Source organism: Streptomyces sp. NPDC006739 (genome assembly GCF_042869815.1).
Lineage (GTDB): Bacteria > Actinomycetota > Actinomycetes > Streptomycetales > Streptomycetaceae > Streptomyces.
In genome coordinates this window covers 619,581-637,023 of sequence record NZ_JBIAGM010000002.1, presented here as the reverse complement: position 1 = coordinate 637,023, position 17,443 = coordinate 619,581, and the positions used below count along the sequence as shown (strand labels likewise).

Sequence of the window (17,443 nt, the reverse complement as noted above, 5' to 3'; positions counted from 1 at the left end):
TTGGTTTCCGTTCCCCACCCATGTGGAGGAATTGAAAAGAACGCTGATAATTTTATAGCGCGTGAGGCCGCGGTGCGGCGGTGAAAGTAAGGGGCGCAGTGGGGACCGAAGAGGGTCGGGGGGAGGGCGGCGCGCCGCTTCCGCCGGACGAGACGATGCGGCTCAAGGTGGACGCCCTGCGCGAACCCCGCCCGGACGAGACCATGGCCCTGCGCCTGCCCGGCCCGCAGCATCCCGCCGAAGCCGCCCGCGCAGTGAACGAGCCGGCCCCCCGGCGGCCCGGCCACCGCTCCACCCGTCGCAAACCGCGCCCCCGTCCCGCGCTTCCCCCGGCCCTGACGCGTGCCGCCGCCACCGCGGTCGCCCGCCTCGCCCCGCTCGCCGCCCGCGTCGCGCCGTACGCCCGCAGGCTGAGGCCCGCCTACCCGCGCCGGGGCCGCGCGGGCTGGCGCCGCTGGATACCCTCCTGGCGGCAGTGGCTCGGCGCCTGGCTGACCTCCATCGGCCTGACCGGAACGTTCCTGGTCGTCGCCTACGCCGCCACCGGCATACCGAGCAACCTCAACAGCTACGCCACCCAGCAGGACAACGTCTACTTCTGGTCCGACGGCACGCCCATGGCCCGTACCGGCTGGGTGCAGCGCCAGGCGATGCCGCTGAAGGACATCCCCGAGAACGTCCGCTGGGCCGTGCTGGCGGCGGAGAACGAGAGCTTCTACACCGACCCCGGCATCTCCGTGAGGGGCATCGCCCGCGCCCTGTACCGCACCATCGGCAAGGGGGACACCGAGGGCGGCTCCACCATCACCCAGCAGTACGTGAAGAACGTCTACCTCACCCAGAACCAGACCGTCACCCGCAAGTTCACCGAGGCGATGATCGCCCTCAAGCTCGACGACAGGATGAGCAAGGACCAGATCCTGGAGGGCTACCTCAACACCAGCTGGTTCGGCCGCGGCACCTACGGCATCCAGCGCGCCTCCCAGGCCTACTACGGCAAGGACGTCAGCAAGCTCGACGTCAGCCAGGCCGCCGTGCTCGCCTCCCTGCTCAAGGGCGCCGGCCTCTACGACCCCACCCTCGGCAAGGCCAACCACAAGCGGGCCGTCGAACGCTGGTCCTGGATCCTGGACCGGATGGTGAAGATCGGCAAACTGTCCAAGCAGGAACGGGCCAAATACACCAAGTTCCCGGACCCGCTCAAGACCAACCCGCTGTACGACACCGGCGAGCAGAGCGACTACCTGGTCGAACTCGCCTCGCAGTACGCGAAGAAGGCCGGACACCTCACGGACCGGCAGTTCGACCTGGGCGGCTACCAGATCTACACGACCTTCGACCGCAAGCGGGAGACCGCGCTCACCGACGCCGTCACCAAGGCCCGCAAGCGGGCGCGGCACGAGCATCCGGGCCCGGCGAGGACCGCCCACTACGGTGCCGCCTCGGTCACCACCGACGGCCGGATCCTCGCCGTCTACGGCGGCCCCGACCACCGCACACAGGGCTACAACGAGTCCAACGCGTCCACCGTGCGGGCCGGATCGGCCTTCCTGCCGTTCGTCTACGCGGCCGCCCTCGAACACGGCGTCCACAAGACGCGCACCGGCCCCGCGACCCCCGTCACGCCCCGGACGCTCTACGACGGCGACGACGCCGTCCCCGTCACCACCCCCGAGGGCCCCTACTGGGACCGGGGCGGCCACAAGGTCTTCGCCCACAACGACGGCCGCAGATCCTATGGGCAGATCACCCTCGAACAGGCGCTCGCCCAGTCCGTGAACACCCCCTTCATGCAGCTCGGCATGGACACCGGACTGGCCACGGTGCGCCAGACCTCCGAGGCGGCCGGCCTGTTGGAATCCAGCCTGGGAGCCCAGGTGCCCGCCCTGTCCGTCGGCAACTCCACCCCCAGCGCGATCCGGATGGCGAGCGGATACGCCACCTTCGCCGCCGCCGGCACCCACACCGAGCCGTACTCCGTGCTCCGCATCACCCGCAACGGCACCCAGATCGCCCTGCCCACCCCACGCCCCCGGCGTGCCGTCGGCGCCGATGTCGCCCAACAGGTCGGCCAGGCGCTCGCGCGGTCCTTCGACAGCGCACACCCCTCGGCGAAGGCCACCCTGGCCCGGGCGGCGGGCAAGCCCGGCACCACCCAGGACGGCACCGCCGCCTGGTACACCGGCACCGCCTCCTCCGTGTCCACCGCGGTCGTCGTCTACCGCATGGACCTGGGCAAGTCCCTGGAGCCCCTCCCGCTCGACGGACTCGCCGGCACCACCACCGACAGCTCCCCCTACGACATCTGGGCGAGCGCCATGGGCCTCGGCTGACCCCGGGCCGCCGTTCCGCAGCCTCCACCTCACCACGCAAGAATGAGCCGCGCATGTCCCGCACCACACAGTCGACGGGCCGCCGTCGCAAGGCCCGTGCCCGCCGCACCAGCCGCTCGCAGTTCATGACCCTGGCCGCCTTCCTCGTCGTGTCCTCCGTCGTCGCCGGCTACCTGGTGCTGACCCGGTCGGACGGAACCACGCCCGCCGCCGCCGACACCGGCACCAGGCCCGTGCCCAGATCAACCGAGGAGGCCAAGTGGGACGGCAGGACGCACATCCTCGGCGACGGCTCCACCTCCTACACCGGACCGCAGAAGGACCAGCTGAAGCCCGTACCGCTCAAACCCGGTGAGAAACCGCCCCAGTTCGTCGTCTTCTCCTGGGACGGCGCCCTCCAGGGCGACGACCGGCTCTTCTCGCACTACCGCGAGATGGCCCAGCGCTACAACGCCCACATGACGTTCTTCCTCACCGGCATCTACCTGCTGCCCAAGAGCAAGCGGACCCTCTACCACCCGCCGATGCACCCGACCGGCTCCGCCGCGATCGACTTCGCCACCGACCAGCACATCCGCGACACCCTGGAACAGCTCCGCCTCGCCTACACCGGGGGCAACGAGATCGGCACCCACTTCAACGGCCACTTCTGCGGGGCGAAGGGCGGCGGCGACTGGAGCGTCGACCAGTGGCGCAGCGAGATCAACCAGTTCTTCTCCTTCGTCGAGAACTGGAAGACCAACACCGGCTACCAGGACGTCCCCGCCCTGCCCTTCGACTTCAAGAAGGAGGTCGTCGGCGGGCGCGCCCCCTGCCTGGAAGGCCAGCCGAACCTGCTCAAGGCGCTGCAGGGCTACGGCTGGCGCTACGACGCCAGCTCCCCGGGCGACTTCCAGATATGGCCCAAAAAGAAGGACGGCCTGTGGGACTTCCCGCTGGAGATGCTGCCGTACCAGGGGCACGACTTCCAGGGCCTGTCGATGGACTTCAACTTCCTCTACAACCAGTCCAACGGCGAGACCCACGGCGCCCCCGCCGACTACGCCCAGTGGGAACAGCAGACCGTCGCCTCCTACATGGCCGGCTTCGACCGGGTGTACTACGGCAGCCGGGCACCGCTGTTCATCGGCAACCACTTCGAGAACTGGAACGGCGGCATCTACATGAAGGCCATCGACCAGGTCATTCCGAAGATCTGCACCAGGAAGGGCGTCCGATGCGTGTCCTTCAAGGAACTCGCCGACTGGATGGACGTACAGAAGCCCTCGACCCTGGCGAACCTGCGCGGTCTGGACCCGGCACAGGCCCCGTCGGACTGGTCGACCGTGGTCGGCTGAGCCGCGAACTCCCCTCATTCCACTTGTGTATCCCCTCTTCACATCCGTCGCAGATGCCATGCGAAGATGCGGTCTCCCGGTAGGTGTACCGGCGTAGAGGGGAACAGCATTGAAATCCAGAAGACTCAGCCGTAAGGGGCGTCGCACGGGCATAGTCACGGTCGCCGCCGCCTCGGTGGTGGCGGGCGTCGCCCTGGTGCCGAACTGGAGCGCGGGCGCCGCCGTCGTCAACGATCCGACGGTGGACGCGGCGACGAAGGCGACCTTCCAGCGGCTGGCCGACGCGGTGTTCACCGACCGCACCCAGGCCCTGGTGGACTCCGCCCACGGGGACACCGAACGGCACCAGCGCACGGCGGCCTTCTCCGGCAACGTGCGGCTGTCCGGCACCCAGTCGCGCGAGGAGCACTCCGCGCTGACCGAACTGCGCGGCCGCAAGTCCCGGCTCGCCAGGGCCGGGGAGAAGTACAGCAAGGGCAGCACGACGGTCACGCTCGACGCCACCCAGGTCAAGGGCCGCAACGCCACCGTCGACGTCACCGAGAGCACGACCCTCACGTACGAGAAGGTCAAGGGCACCGAGCCGAAGACCACCGGCTTCCAGGCCCACCACGAGCTGACCTTCAAGGCCGACCAGCAGGGCGACTGGCAGCTCACCGGCATCCGCGACACCGACGACGGCTACCTCGCGGTGAACCAGGTGGCCACGCCGTCCGTCAGGACGCCCGCCACCCCCGCCGACGACAGCCCGCCCGAGGCGCCCCGCGCGGCCACCGCCTGGCCGGCGCCCGCCAAGCCGAAGAACCTCACCACCGGCGCCTACGACTACAAGGCCATGGTGGCGTACGCGACCAAGTACTGGAGCCACTACAACCCGGACTACCCCGACTTCAACGGGGAGGCCGACGGCGGCGACTGCACCAATTTCGTCAGCCAGACCCTCAAGGCCGGTGGCTGGAAGCACGTGCCCGGCGACGGCAGCGACTTCCACAAGTGGTTCGGCAACTCCTCGATCCAGTCGGACTCGTTCGTCGGCGTCAACGAGTTCTCCTGGTTCGCCCTGTCCTCCAAGCGCGTCACCAGCCTCGCCGACGTCTACCAGCTGGACATCGGCGACGTGCTGCAGATGGACTTCAACAAGGACGGCTCCAAGGACCACTCCATGATCGTCACCTACCGCAGCCCGCAGGGCGTGCCGTACGTGACGTACCACTCCACCAACACCTACAACAGGTCGGTGGCCAGCCTGGTCGCGTCGTACCCGAACGCCGCGTACTACGCCTACCGCACCTGATCCGGCCGGGCCCGCTCCTCGTCCGGCGCCTCCGCGTCGGGATGCCGGGCCCGCCAGTACGGGTTGTCGTGCGGGAGGCTCGAACTGACCCTCCCGTACATCCCGAACACCATCAGCAGCAACCCGACCACAAAGCTGAACAGCACGTTCTGGATCCTGAAGGCCAGGAAGTTCTGCGGGGTGTCGAGCAGGCCCAGGAACAGGAACCCGTTCAGGATGAACAGGACGCCCAGCACCATGTTCAGCGTGGACGCGAAGTTCCCCCCGACCACCATGCCGACGAAGAGCAGCACCCCCACGCAGACCGACAGCACGCTCAGCGTGCCGTTGGTGTTCAGCCCCACAGCGGTGTTCCCGCCGGTGTCGAAGAAGCCGATGTTGTCGGTCAGCCCGAGGACCCCGAAGGCCAGCAGGAACAGGCCCATCAGGCCCGCGCCGATCCGGTAGACCGTGTTCAGCCGGTGGTCGACGGGCAGGTGCTCGTCGAACTTGATCCGCTGCCGCGACTGCGACTGCGGGTGCAGTGCGTTCGAGGCCATGTCCGCCTCCTGGTGCGAGTACGAGCGCAGGGCGTACGTCACTCCAATATCCGCCTGCCCCGGCGCACCGGCAACACCCGGCCGCTCAGTGCGGTGCGCCTCCGCGGTCCTCCCGGATCCGGGTCACCACCCGCGCCACCGTCTGCCGTACGGCCTCCGTCTCGGTCAGGAAGTGCCAGTAGTCCGGATGCCGGCCCTCCAGCGTGCCGACCGCCCGCTCCAGCCGGGCCACGCACTCGTCCAGCGGGCCCGCGTGCCGCGGATCCGGGGTCGCCCGCCCGGTCATGGCCAGCCGCTGCGCGTCCCGGATCGCGAACCGGGTCCGCTCGATCTCCTGCTGCGGATCCTTCTGTACGGCGTTCAACCGCCGCAGCCGGTCCCCGGCGGCCGACACCGCCTCGTCGGTGGTGTTCAGCAGCGCCCGGACCGTCGACAGCAGCGAGGTGGCCTCCGGCCAGCGCTGGGCGTCCCGGGCGGCCCGCGCCTCGGTCAGCCTCCGCTCCGCCTGCCGCACGTTCTCGGCGGCCTGCTCGGGCACGTGCTGCAGATCCTGCCAGCAGGCGGCCGAGAACCGGCGCCGCAGCTCGCTCAGCACCGGGTCGACCTGCCCCGCCCGTGTCGTCAGCGCCTGCGCCCGGGTCCGCAGGCTCACCAGCCGGTGATCGATCTCGGCGGCCCGCTCCGGCAGCCGCGCGGCCTCGGCCCGGATCGCCTCCGCCTCCCGGGCCACCCGCTCGGCCCGCTCCAGCGTCTGCGGCACCCCGTGCTGACCGGCGCCCTGGTTCAGCCGGGTCAGCTCGGGGGACAGGGCGGCCAGCCGGGCGGCGAGGTCGTCCGCCCTCAGCCCCGACTCGCGTACGGCGTCCAGGGCGTTCGAGGCGGCGAGCAGCGCCTGACGGGCCCGCTCGACGGCCGGGGCGAGCCGGGCCAGCTGGGTCTCGGCCTTGCCCAGCAACGGCCCGAGCGAGCTGCCGAAACGGTCCAGCTCCTGCTTGACCCGGACCAGCTCGTCCCTGGCCGCCGTCAGCTCCGCCCGGGCCCGGCCGGCGACGGAGGCCTCCAGGTCGTCCCGGTCGAGGTCCTGCGCGTCGACGGCCTCGATGTAGCGGCTGCTGGCCTCGTCGATGCGCCGGCCGAGCGCCTCGAAGTCGGCGATCGCGCGCCGGGCGGCGGCGGAGTCGTCGACGGCCGAGATGGTCTCGACCGAGATCCGGAGATCACGCTGGGCGGTGTCGAGTTCGTAGAACGCGCCGGCGGCGGCGTCCTTGGCGGCCTGCGCCTCGGCCCGCTGACTCTCCGCCCGGCCACCGAACCAGCCACGCACCGGACCGGGGGTCCTACGGGGTGTCGCCGCCACATCCCTCTCCTGTGCCGTGGGTCGACCTGCGATGGGTCATTCTCCCACCCGTTGGAGACGAACACACAGGCTGGTCGGTTCGCGATGTCCCGGGTTCGCCCAGGACGGGTTTGCGGGGCAGGGCTCCGGGCAATGTAGGCTGTCGACTCGTCGCGGGTGCGTAGCTCAGGGGTAGAGCGCCTGCCTTACAAGCAGGATGTCGGCGGTTCGAAACCGTCCGCGCCCACCAGGACGAACGAGGAGCCCCCGGCCGGTCACGGTCGGGGGCTCCTCGCTTTTCACTCCGTGGGGTTCTCCGGCTCCTCGTGCGCGTGCTTGAGCTTCATCCGGGCGTCCACCCGGTCGGCCGCCGCGACCTCGGACCAGAAGCGGTGGCCGCTGACGAACACCGCCAGCTCGTGCTCCCGTCGCCGCAGCTTCTCCACCTCGGCCTGTTCGTCCTCGGACCAGCCCGGGGAGGCGGGGCGCTCCACCTTGCGCCAGCCGCCGTCGTCACTGAGACCGTCCATCGGCTCGACCGACCAGGGGAGCCGCTTGAGCAGGGCCGACAGCTCGGCCCGGACCTGATGCAGCTCCTCCTGACCGGCGAGGAGGTCACTGGGGAATTCATAGGTCGTAGCCACGCGGCAATGCTACGCCTGTTCGAATTTGGGTGACGAGTTCACCGGTGGGGTTCCTTCGAACGAGTGCTCAGTCCGTCGCGGTCCGTTCCCTCAACTCCCGCACCAGGCGCGCGGTTACGGGTACCGGTACGCCGTGTCGGTCCGCCGCGCGCAGCAGTGCCCCGCCGATCGCGTCGAGTTCGAGGGCGCGGCCGGCCTCGGCGTCGCGTTGCATGGACGACTTGGCGGCGGGCGGGAAGGCGTCGTACCGGGCGAGGGCCTGGGCCGGGTCGGCGGGGGCGCCGCAGGCGCGGCTGACCGCGGCCGTCTCCGCGACCAGTGACTCCAGCTCCTCGCGGTGGCGGGTGCGGGCCTCGCCCAGGGGGAGGCCGTAGCGCGTGGTGAGCAGGGCGAAGGGGGCGAGGAAGGCCATCTTGGCCCACAGGGCCGCCGTCTCGTCGTCGAGGACGCGGGCGGTGACGCCGGCGCCGGTGAGGGCCGCGGCGAGGGTGTCCAGGCGGTCGCGCGGGACCCGGTCGCCGGTCAGGTCGATCTCGGTGAAGGGGCTGCCGTGGTCGATCAGGCCGGGGGAGAGCCGGGTGGACTCGACGCGGATCACGGCGGGGGCGACCCGGTCGGCGCGGTAGCGGGTGCGCAGGCCGGCGGGGTGTTCGACGCCGTTCAGGAGCGGTACGAGCAGGGCGTCGCCGAGGGCCGTGGCCGGTACGCGGGCCAGGGCCGTGTCGAGGTGGGTGTGCTTGACGGCCACCACGCACGCGTCCACGGCTTCGCGCAGCTCGGTGTCCGCCTCCACGGGTGCCGTGAAGTCGCCGTACTGGCCGCTGCGGACCTGGATGCCGGTCCGGGTCAGGGCGTGGGCGGTGTCCGGGTTCGCCAGGCAGACGACCCGGTGGCCGGCGCGGGAGAGCAGGCCGGCGAGGAGGCCGCCGGTGCCGCCGGGGCCCAGGACGGCCACGGTGAGTCCGGTCGCCATGATGTGTTCCTCTCTTCGGTCGGCCCCGGTGGGTCGGTGGCCGCCTTCGGAGGTGATCTTCGCAGAGGGGTGCGGGTGGCGGAGGCGGATGGGTCAGACTGGGGGCATGTGCCGGAGTATCAAGACGCTGCGTCCGCCCGCGCTGGCCGAGGAGGCCACGGAGGACGAGATGCGGGCCGCTGCTTTGCAGTACGTGCGGAAGGTCTCGGGGTTCCGGGCGCCTGCCGCGCACAACCAGGAGGCGTTCGACCGGGCGGTGGACGCCGTCGCCGGGGCCACGGCCGAGCTGCTCGGCGCGCTGGAGGTGCGGGGGCAGGCGGCGCGGCGGGCGGGCCAGGCGGTCTGACGGGGCTCGGCCTCGGTCACCGGGTCACGGAGTGCCGGGGCGTCGGTGCGGTCGTCACGCCGTCACGTCGGGCGTCTGCGCATCAGGTAGCCCGCGCCCGCTCCCGCTCCGAACAGGGCCGCCAGCGACACCAGCGTGGCCAGCCAGGTCGTGCCCAGCCACTGGGCGCCGTAGTAGCCGAGTGCCACGCTGTAGGCCGCCCAGGAGAGGCCGGCCAGGGCCGACCAGGGCAGGAAGTCGCGGGCGCGGCGGTGTGCGGCCCCGGCGCAGAAGGAGACGACCGAGCGGCCGGCCGGGGCGAACCGGGCCAGGACGACCAGCGCGCCGCCGCCCCGGGTCAGCGCCTCGCCGAGACGTTCCTGCGCGCTGGTCAGGCGCCGGGAGCGGGCGATCGCGCGGTCCAGGCGTTCGCCGCCGCGCCAGGCCAGGCGGTAGGCCACCAGGTCGCCGAGGACCGAGGCGGTCGCGGCGGACAGGATCAGCGCGAGGGCGCTGGGTACGTCCTGCGGGACGTGGCCCGTGGCGCCCGAGCCCGCCGCGGCCGCCGTCGCCGCCGTGATCACCAGTACCCCGCTCGGCAGGACCGGCACGAACACGTCCAGCAGCACCGACAGGGCCACCGTGGCGTAGATCCATGGCCCCGCCGCCAGTTCCCCCAGGCTGTCCAACACCATGACTCCCCGTTGCTCCCCCGATGACAGCCCAACAGCGTACGCCGCAGATGTGACAGTGGGGTCACGGGGGGCGTATGGGACTCCGGCAGCGAAACGGCACCCTCCGGGAGGGTGCCGTCACACCGGCGCGGGCGCCGGCCGGAGGGTCACGAGGTCACGCCGGTCCCGCGGTCACGCGGTCACGCCGGTCCCGCTGGTCCCGCGGTCACGCCGGTCAGGCCGCCACCGGCGTCTGGTCCGTGGCCGTCTGCTGCTCGCTCGCCGTGCGGCGGGCGAGGAGCCGGTCCAGGCCGAGGGCGCCCGAGCCGGTGAAGACCAGCAGGAAGAAGGCCCAGCAGAACATCGCGGCCGGCTCGCCGCCGTTCTGGATGGGCCACAGGGCCACCTTCAGGTGGACGTCGAAGTAGGCGTACGCCATCGACCCGGAGGCGATCAGCGCGGCCGCGCGGGTGCCGAGGCCGAGCAGGACCAGACCGCCGCCGACCAGCTGGATCACCGCCGCGTACCAACCGGGCCAGGTGCCGGCGTCGACGGTGCCGCCGTGGGTGCCGGGCATGCCGCCGAGGACGCCGAAGAGCGAGGCGGCTCCGTGCATGGCGAAGAGCAGGCCGACGACGATGCGGAACAGGCCTATCACGTACGGCTGGGCGGAGTTGAGACGAGCGGACATGTGGGGGGTTCTCCTCTTCGGGGGAGGTGGGCCGGTCGGGGACTGACCGGTCTCCTGGGGACGGCGGTACCGAACGAGCCATCCACGTTAGGTGGGCCTAATGAAAACTTGCAAGTTCAACATTCGGCCAGGATTGCCCCTCTGATCACGGCTCCACGCAGGCCGTAGCGGCACGTAGTGGCACGTGGGACGGTTCGTGCCGCCCCGCCGGTATCCGAAAGCGTGACCGAATACACGCCTGGACAGCCGACCAGAGGCCACTTTGACAGGGACAGCGCAACTTCGACAGGGCCCGCGGACGCGGCTACCTTCACCTGGCCTTGGTGGCGACCGTCGGTCGCGCCCCAACTCACCCCGGACCAGGGAGAGACGCGTGCCTCATCTTGCTCTGTACACCTTCGGCGTCCTGAAGACCCCTCTCGCCGATCCCGCACCCCTCACGCACGAGTTCTACGACGTCGGTGAGGCCGTCTACCGGCAGGTCGGCAGGCACCCCGGATACCTCGCGCATGCCGAAGCGGCGGACGGCGGCCGGGGCGAACTCTTCGGGGCGGACTGGGGTGCGTGGGGAGAGTTCGCCGTGCCGGCCTGGTACGGCAAGGGCCGTACGCCGGACACCGCCGCCCTGGCCGCGACCCTCTCGCTCTGGACCGGCCCTCGAGCCGCCTTCGACGCCGTCCACACCGGTCGGCACCGTGAGGCGCTGAACCGGCGGTACGACTGGTTCGAGAGGACAGGGCACCCGAACTACGTGTTCTGGTGGGTCCCCGAAGGCGTGATACCCACCTGGCGTGACGGGGTCTCCCGGCTGGAGCACCTCAGCGACCACGGCTCCGCGCCGCACGCCTTCACCTTCCACCACTCGTTCGCCGCCGACGGAACTCCGGCCAGGGTCGACGGAATCGGGCCGAGGAACGATCAGGTTCCCTGACCCGGGAGCGCGGACACGGCTATGTTGTGGGAATGACCACCGGGACGGCTTCGCGCCACACACGGATCGGTGACCCGGTGCTCCGCTGAGCGCCGTACGGGCCGGTGCGGGCCCGCTGCTCGATCGCGGAGCCCGCACCGCCGCGCGGGCTCCGCCTCCGTCGTGTCGATCACAGCCCAGGCACATCGACCACGACAGGAGAACCCATGCCCACCCAGACCTTGCGAATTCCCACCGAAGACGGCCAGGCCGACGCCTTCGCGGCCTTCCCCGACCGTGGCGGGCGGCACCCGGGAGTGCTGATGTACGCGGACGGCTTCGGCATCCGGCCCGTGCTGCGCGAGATGGCCCGCGAACTCGCCGGACACGGGTACTACGTGCTCGTCCCCAACCTCTTCCACCGGCACGGCCCGGCACCGGTGATCGAGCTTCCCGAACACATCGGAGAAGAGGCCCGGCCGCGGGTCATGGCCCGGGTCATGCCGTTGCTCAAGGCGCACACCACCGAACGCGTCCTGAGCGACGCCGAGGCCTACCTCGGGTTCCTCGCCGCCCGGCCCGAGGTCGCCGCCGGTCCGGTCGGGGTGACCGGCTACTGCATAGGGGGCCTCTACGCGATGCGCACCGCGGCCGCCCACCCCGGGCGGGTGGCCGCCGTCGCCGCGTTCCACGCCCCCGTGGCCGCCGACGGGCCCGGCCTCCTGTCCAAGCTGACCGCCCGGGTCCACCTGGGCCACGCCGAAGGCGACATGACCCCCGAGGGGCTCGGCCGGCTCGACGAGGCCCTGGACGCCGCGGGTGTCGGCTACACCTCCGAGATCTACCCCGGCACCGTCCACGGCTTCACCATGTCCGACACCGACGCCTTCAGCGCCTCCGGGCTGCAACGCCACTGGGACGACCTGCTCCCCCTCCTGGACCGCACCCTGGGCACGGGCTGAGGCTCCGGTTCCCTTCCCGTACCATGGACGGCGTTGAAGGGGAGTAGCTCTTCGCCGGACCGTCGACATACTGCTCAGCCAGCCTGAGCCGGCGCCCGGAGGCGGGTCCTTGGGGACCGGCCAGCGAGACCTTCGGCAAGCAGTGCACGCCCGTGCTCCACGGCACGGGTGCCATGTGCGCTGCCCTGCCGAGGTGTCGTGTCGCGTGATGTACGTGAGGTACAGCACTCTCGGTGGGGCAGCCCCGACCGATTGAGGAACCTTGATCAGCATCACCGTGACGGCGCTCGTCTTCGGCGTCATCTTCCTCGCCGAACTGCCCGACAAGACCGCGCTCGCCGGCCTCGTCCTCGGCACCCGCTACCGGGCCTCCTACGTCTTCGCGGGCGTCGCCGCCGCCTTCCTGCTGCACGTGGTGGTCGCCGTCGCGGCCGGCAGCGTGCTGACCCTGCTGCCGCAGCGGATCGTGCACGCGGTCACCGGCGTCCTGTTCCTGGGCGGTGCCGCGATGCTGCTGCTGGCGAAGCACGAGGACGACGAGGAGATCCGCAAGCCCGCCGACCAGTCCTTCTGGAGGGTCGCCGGTACGGGCTTCATGCTCATCCTGGTCGCCGAGTTCGGCGACCTCACCCAGATCATGACCGCGAACCTCGCCGCCCGCTACGCCGACCCGCTCTCCGTGGGTCTCGGTGCGGTGCTGGGGCTGTGGGCGGTGGCCGGTCTGGGCATCGTCGGCGGAAAGGCGCTGATGAGGCGGGTGCCGCTGAAGCTGATCACGCGGATCGCCGCCCTGCTGATGCTGGGGCTCGGGGCGTGGAGCCTCTACGAGGCGGTGGCCGGCTGAGCGTGCCGGAGCCGGGTGTGCGAGGCGAACACCGGGTGAACGGTCGCCGGGGGTGGTGGCGCGGCCCGGCCGGATTTTGTACCGTGATGGAACAAAGTGGCTCCCGCCCGTTCTCCCTGACCGGCGGGCGGGGCACTTTGTTTCCCTCCGGGGTCCCGTCCTCTCGCCATGGAGCTGCCGATGCCGGCCACCGCCCTGACCGCCCACGCCCTGCTGCTCGACATGGACGGCACCCTCGTCAACTCGGATGCCGTGGTCGAGCGCATCTGGCGCCGCTGGGCCGGGCTCCACGGGCTGGACGCGGAGGAGGTGCTGAAGGTCGCGCACGGACGGCAGGGACACGCGTCGATGGCGCTGCTGCTGCCCGACCGGCCCGTGGAGCAGAACCTCGCGGAGAACGCGCGGCTGCTCGCCGAGGAGACGGCCGACATGGACGGCGTCGTGCCGGTGCCGGGCGCCGCGGAACTCCTCGCCTCCCTGCGGGGGTTGCCGCACGCCCTGGTGACCTCGGCGGACGTCGCCCTGTCCACCGCGCGGATGGCCGCCGCCGGACTGCCCCTGCCCCAGGTGCGGATCACGGCCGAGTCGGTGGGCGCGAGCAAGCCCGACCCCGAGGGGTTCCTGAAGGGGGCCGCCGAGCTGGGCGTCGATCCGGGGGAGTGCGTGGTGTTCGAGGACTCGGGGGCGGGCATCTCGGCGGGACGCGCCGCGGGGATGCGGGTGGTCGGGGTCGGGCCCCGGGCCCTGTCCCATGCGCCGGACGTCGTGGTGCGTGACCTGACCCAGGTGCGGGTCGAGCCGGCGGAGGACGGGACGATCCGGCTGCACTTCGCCGAGTAGGTTCCGTCGGCTCACGGCTCACGGCTCACGGCTCACGGCTCACGGCTTCGCGGCTCACGGCTTCGCGGTCTCCGACTCCAGGCGTGCCCGGGTCGCCGGGCCGTACACCCCCAGGTCGTCCCCCTGGATCCCCCGCGCCCACTGGTAGGTGCGCACCGCGTCCTCCAGTTGGCGGTCGAAGACGCCGTTCGTCGCACCGTCGAAGAGGTTCAACTGTTTTAGCCGCAGCTGGAGTTCCATGACCTCGGGGCCGCTGTCGCCGAGGCGCAGGGCCGGGGCTGCGGAGGGCCGGGGCGTGACCGGGGTGTCCGCGATCGTCGCGGTCTGCGTCGGGGAGGCCGAGCGGGACGGCGTGGGCGTGGGTGACGGCCGCGACGGAGACGGGCTGGGGGAGTGGGCCGGGACGGCCGGCCGAGCCTGCGCGGGCCTCGACGCCGGAAGTGAGGAGGGGGCCGGAGCGGCGGGTGACGACGGAGTCGTACTCGGAGCCGTGTCCGGGACGCTCTCCCGGACCTCGGGTGCCGACTCGTCGTGCGACGGGTTCCGGTAGGAGAGCAGGCCGCCGGCGAAGGCCGCCGTCGCGGCGACCCCGAGCACGGCGGCCGTGGCGGCGGACAGCAGCAGGGCGGTACGGCGACGGCGGGGCCGGATCTCCCGCGGCGGCTCCGGGTCCGGCTCGGGCTCCGGCCGCGCCGGGCCCGCCTCGAAGAGGTTCGCCCCCGGCACGTCCGTCACGCGACGCAGCGGCATGGTCGCGTCCGGAGCGGGGCCCTCCAGCTCCACGTACGGCCGTATCCGCAGCGGGTCGAAGTCCTCCGCCGCTGCCGCCTCCGCCGTACGCGTGTGACGTAACGCCTCCGCCGCCCGCCGGGCGCAGTCGCAGGACGGAGTGTTGCCCGCCCCCTTCGGCGCCCCGCACTCCGGGCAGGTGTGCCCCTCAGGACCGGTCACGCGGTGTCCCTCCCCTGCCGTTTCCCCTCAGGAACTCCAGAGTTTATGCAGACCTCCCCCACACCCGTCGGCCCGCGCGCCACACGATTCCCCCGCCCCCGGAGGACTCAACAGGCCATAACGGGAGACACCGATCAGGATGGAAGGTGCACGACAGCCCCGGGAGGTCCGAGATGGCCCTGGACACGCACGGCACGGAGAAGGACGCGAGCAACGCGCGGGGCCAGGAGCACGTCTCCGGCAACGTCCTCGTCTCGATCGGCGCCCTGCTGCTCGGCCTGCTGCTCGCCGCGCTCGACCAGACCATCGTGTCGACCGCGCTGCCCACGATCGTCAGCGACCTCGGCGGCCTCGAGCACCTGTCCTGGGTGGTGACGGCCTATCTGCTCGCCTCGACCGCCGCCACCCCGCTGTGGGGCAAGCTCGGCGACCAGTACGGACGCAAGAAGCTGTTCCAGACCGCCATCGTGATCTTCCTCGTCGGCTCCGCACTGTGCGGGGCCGCGCGGAACATGCCCGAGCTGATCGGCTTCCGGGCGCTGCAGGGCCTCGGCGGCGGCGGACTGATGGTGCTGTCGATGGCGATCGTCGGCGACATCGTGCCGCCGCGTGAACGCGGGCGCTACCAGGGCCTGTTCGGTGCCGTGTTCGGCGCGACCAGTGTGCTCGGACCGCTGCTCGGCGGACTGTTCACCGAGCACCTGAGCTGGCGCTGGGTGTTCTACGTCAACCTGCCCGTCGGTGTCGTCGCCCTCGCCGTCATCGCGACCGCCCTGCGCATACCCCGCCACGCCGCCCACCACGTCATCGACTACCTGGGCACCCTGCTGATCGCCTCCGTCGCCACCTGCCTGGTCCTCGTCGCCTCCCTCGGCGGCACGACCTGGCCCTGGGCGTCGGCGCAGATCATCGGGCTCGCCGTGCTGGGCGTCCTGCTCGCCGTGGCGTTCGTCGCCGTCGAACGCCGGGCCGCCGAACCGGTCCTGCCGCTCAAGCTGTTCCGGCTGCGCACCTTCACCCTCGCCGCCGTCATCAGCTTCATCGTCGGCTTCGCCATGTTCGGCGCGATGACCTATCTGCCGACCTTCCTCCAGGTCGTGCACGGCGTCTCCCCGACCATGTCCGGCGTCCACATGCTGCCGATGGTCTTCGGCCTGCTGCTGTCCTCGACGGTCTCCGGACAGATCGTCAGCCGCACCGGCCGCTGGAAGGTCTTCCCCGTCACGGGCACCGCCGTCACCGCCATCGGCCTGCTCCTGCTGCACCGGCTCGACGAGCACAGCCCGACCGCCGAGATGAGCGCCTGCTTCTTCGTCTTCGGCCTGGGCCTCGGCCTGGTCATGCAGGTCCTCGTCCTCATCGTGCAGAACGCCGTCTCCTACGAGGATCTCGGCGTCGCCACCTCCGGCGCCACCTTCTTCCGCTCCATCGGCGCCTCCTTCGGCGTCGCCATCTTCGGCACGGTCTTCGCGAGCCGCCTCGGCGAGAAGCTCACCGACGCCTTCCGGGGCGCCCGGCTGCCGGGCGGCCTGTCCGCCGACGCGCTCAAGTCCGACCCGCGCGGCATCGCCGCCCTGCCGCCCACGCTGCGCCCGGCGGCCCTGCACGCGTACGCCACCTCCATCACCGACGTGTTCCTCTACGCCGCTCCGGTCGCCGGCCTCGGCTTCCTGCTGGCGTGGTTCCTGAAGGAGGACCGGCTGCGCGCCTCGGTCACCGCGCCGGACGTCTCCGAGACGATCCCGCCCAACCCGGTCGAGCGCTCCTCCTACGACGAGGTGTGCCGGGCGCTGTCCGTGCTGGGCACCCGGGAGGGCCGGCGGAGGATCTACGCGACCATCACCGAGCGGGCCGGGTACGACCTGCTGCCCGCCGCGAGCTGGCTGCTGCTCAGGATCCGCCGTTACGGCTCGGTCGAGCCCGGCGCGCTCGCCGAGTCCACCTCCGTCCCGCTGGGCGCCGTCCTCGCCGCCGCCCGCCAGGTCGAGGAGCGGCGCCTGGCCGAACGCCGGGGACTCGATCTGACCCTCACCGACCAGGGCCGCCAGGTCGCCGACCGGCTGGCGCGGGCCCGGGAGGAGTCCCTCGCGGAGCTGCTGGGCGACTGGTGGGGCCCGGACCGGCCCACCGACCTGGCGCGGCTGGTGAAGGAACTGACGGACGAGCTGTGCGGCTCGGAGCGGGAGCGGCCGCAGAACGGGCAGGTCGCGCAGGTCAGCTGACCTGCGAGGCCGCCAGTTCCTTGCGGAACCAGTGCTCGGCGTACTCGTTGTCGTTGTACGGCTCGGTCTCCTCGTAGCCGAGCCGGGCGTACAGGGCCCGCGCCGCGACGAGGTCGGAGCGGGTGTCCAGGACCATGCGCGTGGCGCCGAGGGCACGGGCGGCGTCCTCGGCGGCCCGGACGAGCAGCGCGGCACCGCCCCTGCCGCGCATCCCCTCGTGCAGGAAGACCCGGGTGAGTTCGGCGGTGTCCGGCTCCAGCAGCCGTACGCCCGAGCAGCCGGCCGGCTCGCCGTCGTACCGCGCGACCAGCAACCGGCCGGTGGGCGGGGTGAGTTCGGCGCCGGTGTGGGCGGCGATCTCGCGCTCCAGCTCGTCCGGGTCGGTGCGCCGGCTCTCGTACAGGAGGTACCAGCGGTCGCTGACCTCCGTGTAGTACGCCCGCCACAGCGCGGCGGCGACCGGGGAGTCGAAGGGTTCCGGGGCGATGGTCCAGCTCATGCGGCCCATTCTCGGCGCGCCGGGCGCGGTCGCCGCAACCGAATATGGGAGGCGGGGACCGGACGGCCG

17 protein-coding genes and 1 tRNA gene are annotated in these 17,443 nt (G+C 71.7%); 10 read left to right on the top strand and 8 right to left on the bottom strand.

Annotated features, from left to right (window positions below):
* Positions 1-155: 155 nt before the first annotated feature.
* The 3 genes from ACFYMM_RS06320 (at position 156) to ACFYMM_RS06310 (ending at position 4,964) form a co-directional block, all read left to right on the top strand.
* Positions 156-2,333, top strand: a complete 2,178-nt coding sequence (locus ACFYMM_RS06320) for a transglycosylase domain-containing protein (RefSeq protein WP_388384533.1) — start codon at positions 156-158, stop codon at positions 2,331-2,333.
* A gap of 53 nt (positions 2,334-2,386) precedes the next feature.
* The gene (locus ACFYMM_RS06315; protein ID WP_388384372.1) at positions 2,387-3,670 is read left to right on the top strand and encodes a hypothetical protein; all 1,284 of its coding nucleotides are present in this window, start codon (positions 2,387-2,389) and stop codon (positions 3,668-3,670) included.
* Between the two features lie 175 nt (positions 3,671-3,845).
* Positions 3,846-4,964 carry an amidase domain-containing protein gene (locus tag ACFYMM_RS06310; RefSeq protein WP_388384531.1) on the top strand — a complete coding sequence of 373 codons (1,119 nt, stop codon included), beginning with the start codon at positions 3,846-3,848 and terminating at the stop codon, positions 4,962-4,964.
* On the opposite strand, the gene ACFYMM_RS06305 is transcribed toward ACFYMM_RS06310, so the two are convergent.
* Both ACFYMM_RS06305 and ACFYMM_RS06300 read right to left on the bottom strand, forming a co-directional pair.
* Positions 4,952-5,503, bottom strand: a complete 552-nt coding sequence (locus ACFYMM_RS06305) for a DUF4383 domain-containing protein (RefSeq protein ID WP_388384370.1) — start codon at positions 5,501-5,503, stop codon at positions 4,952-4,954. The two genes, ACFYMM_RS06310 and ACFYMM_RS06305, sit on opposite strands and share 13 nt — an antisense overlap.
* Before the next feature lie 85 nt (positions 5,504-5,588).
* Positions 5,589-6,860 (bottom strand): hypothetical protein, encoded by a 1,272-nt coding sequence (locus ACFYMM_RS06300; protein ID WP_388384368.1) that lies wholly within the window; start codon positions 6,858-6,860, stop codon positions 5,589-5,591.
* A gap of 154 nt (positions 6,861-7,014) precedes the next feature.
* On the opposite strand from ACFYMM_RS06300, the gene ACFYMM_RS06295 reads away from it, so the two are divergent.
* A tRNA-Val gene (locus ACFYMM_RS06295) sits at positions 7,015-7,089 on the top strand.
* A gap of 49 nt (positions 7,090-7,138) precedes the next feature.
* Here the strand turns inward: ACFYMM_RS06295 and ACFYMM_RS06290 are convergent.
* Positions 7,139-7,483 (bottom strand): hypothetical protein, encoded by a 345-nt coding sequence (locus ACFYMM_RS06290; RefSeq protein WP_388384366.1) that lies wholly within the window; start codon positions 7,481-7,483, stop codon positions 7,139-7,141.
* A gap of 67 nt (positions 7,484-7,550) precedes the next feature.
* Positions 7,551-8,456 (bottom strand): ketopantoate reductase family protein, encoded by a 906-nt coding sequence (locus ACFYMM_RS06285; protein WP_388384364.1) that lies wholly within the window; start codon positions 8,454-8,456, stop codon positions 7,551-7,553.
* Positions 8,457-8,562: 106 nt separating this feature from the next.
* On the opposite strand from ACFYMM_RS06285, the gene ACFYMM_RS06280 reads away from it, so the two are divergent.
* The gene (locus ACFYMM_RS06280) at positions 8,563-8,802 is read left to right on the top strand and encodes a DUF2277 domain-containing protein (RefSeq protein WP_388384363.1); all 240 of its coding nucleotides are present in this window, start codon (positions 8,563-8,565) and stop codon (positions 8,800-8,802) included.
* Positions 8,803-8,864: 62 nt separating this feature from the next.
* Here the strand turns inward: ACFYMM_RS06280 and ACFYMM_RS06275 are convergent, their stop codons facing one another.
* Positions 8,865-9,476, bottom strand: a complete 612-nt coding sequence (locus tag ACFYMM_RS06275; RefSeq protein WP_388384361.1) for a DedA family protein — start codon at positions 9,474-9,476, stop codon at positions 8,865-8,867.
* A gap of 214 nt (positions 9,477-9,690) precedes the next feature.
* Positions 9,691-10,146 carry a DoxX family protein gene (locus ACFYMM_RS06270; RefSeq protein ID WP_388384359.1) on the bottom strand — a complete coding sequence of 152 codons (456 nt, stop codon included), beginning with the start codon at positions 10,144-10,146 and terminating at the stop codon, positions 9,691-9,693.
* A 373-nt stretch (positions 10,147-10,519) separates the two neighbouring features.
* On the opposite strand from ACFYMM_RS06270, the gene ACFYMM_RS06265 reads away from it, so the two are divergent.
* The 4 genes from ACFYMM_RS06265 to ACFYMM_RS06250 all read left to right on the top strand — a co-directional run bounded on the left by ACFYMM_RS06265 (position 10,520) and on the right by ACFYMM_RS06250 (position 13,702).
* A complete protein-coding gene (locus tag ACFYMM_RS06265; protein WP_388384357.1) occupies positions 10,520-11,077 on the top strand; it encodes a DUF3291 domain-containing protein in 558 nt (185 codons plus the stop codon).
* A gap of 206 nt (positions 11,078-11,283) precedes the next feature.
* Positions 11,284-12,018 (top strand): dienelactone hydrolase family protein, encoded by a 735-nt coding sequence (locus tag ACFYMM_RS06260; RefSeq protein ID WP_388384355.1) that lies wholly within the window; start codon positions 11,284-11,286, stop codon positions 12,016-12,018.
* Positions 12,019-12,280: 262 nt separating this feature from the next.
* A complete protein-coding gene (locus ACFYMM_RS06255) occupies positions 12,281-12,862 on the top strand; it encodes a TMEM165/GDT1 family protein (protein WP_388384354.1) in 582 nt (193 codons plus the stop codon).
* A 180-nt stretch (positions 12,863-13,042) separates the two neighbouring features.
* Complete coding sequence (locus tag ACFYMM_RS06250) at positions 13,043-13,702, top strand: HAD family hydrolase (protein WP_388384352.1); 660 nt, start codon at positions 13,043-13,045, stop codon at positions 13,700-13,702.
* 54 nt (positions 13,703-13,756) lie between these two features.
* Here ACFYMM_RS06250 and ACFYMM_RS06245 read toward each other — a convergent pair whose 3' ends face one another.
* Positions 13,757-14,653 (bottom strand): peptidoglycan-binding protein, encoded by an 897-nt coding sequence (locus ACFYMM_RS06245; RefSeq protein WP_388384350.1) that lies wholly within the window; start codon positions 14,651-14,653, stop codon positions 13,757-13,759.
* 173 nt (positions 14,654-14,826) lie between these two features.
* Between ACFYMM_RS06245 and ACFYMM_RS06240 the strand changes: the two genes are divergently transcribed.
* Positions 14,827-16,875, top strand: coding sequence for a DHA2 family efflux MFS transporter permease subunit (locus ACFYMM_RS06240; RefSeq protein WP_388384348.1), 2,049 nt, complete (start codon positions 14,827-14,829; stop codon positions 16,873-16,875).
* Here ACFYMM_RS06240 and ACFYMM_RS06235 read toward each other — a convergent pair.
* A complete protein-coding gene (locus ACFYMM_RS06235) occupies positions 16,868-17,374 on the bottom strand; it encodes a GNAT family N-acetyltransferase (protein ID WP_388384346.1) in 507 nt (168 codons plus the stop codon). The two genes, ACFYMM_RS06240 and ACFYMM_RS06235, sit on opposite strands and share 8 nt — an antisense overlap.
* Positions 17,375-17,443: the final 69 nt, after the last annotated feature.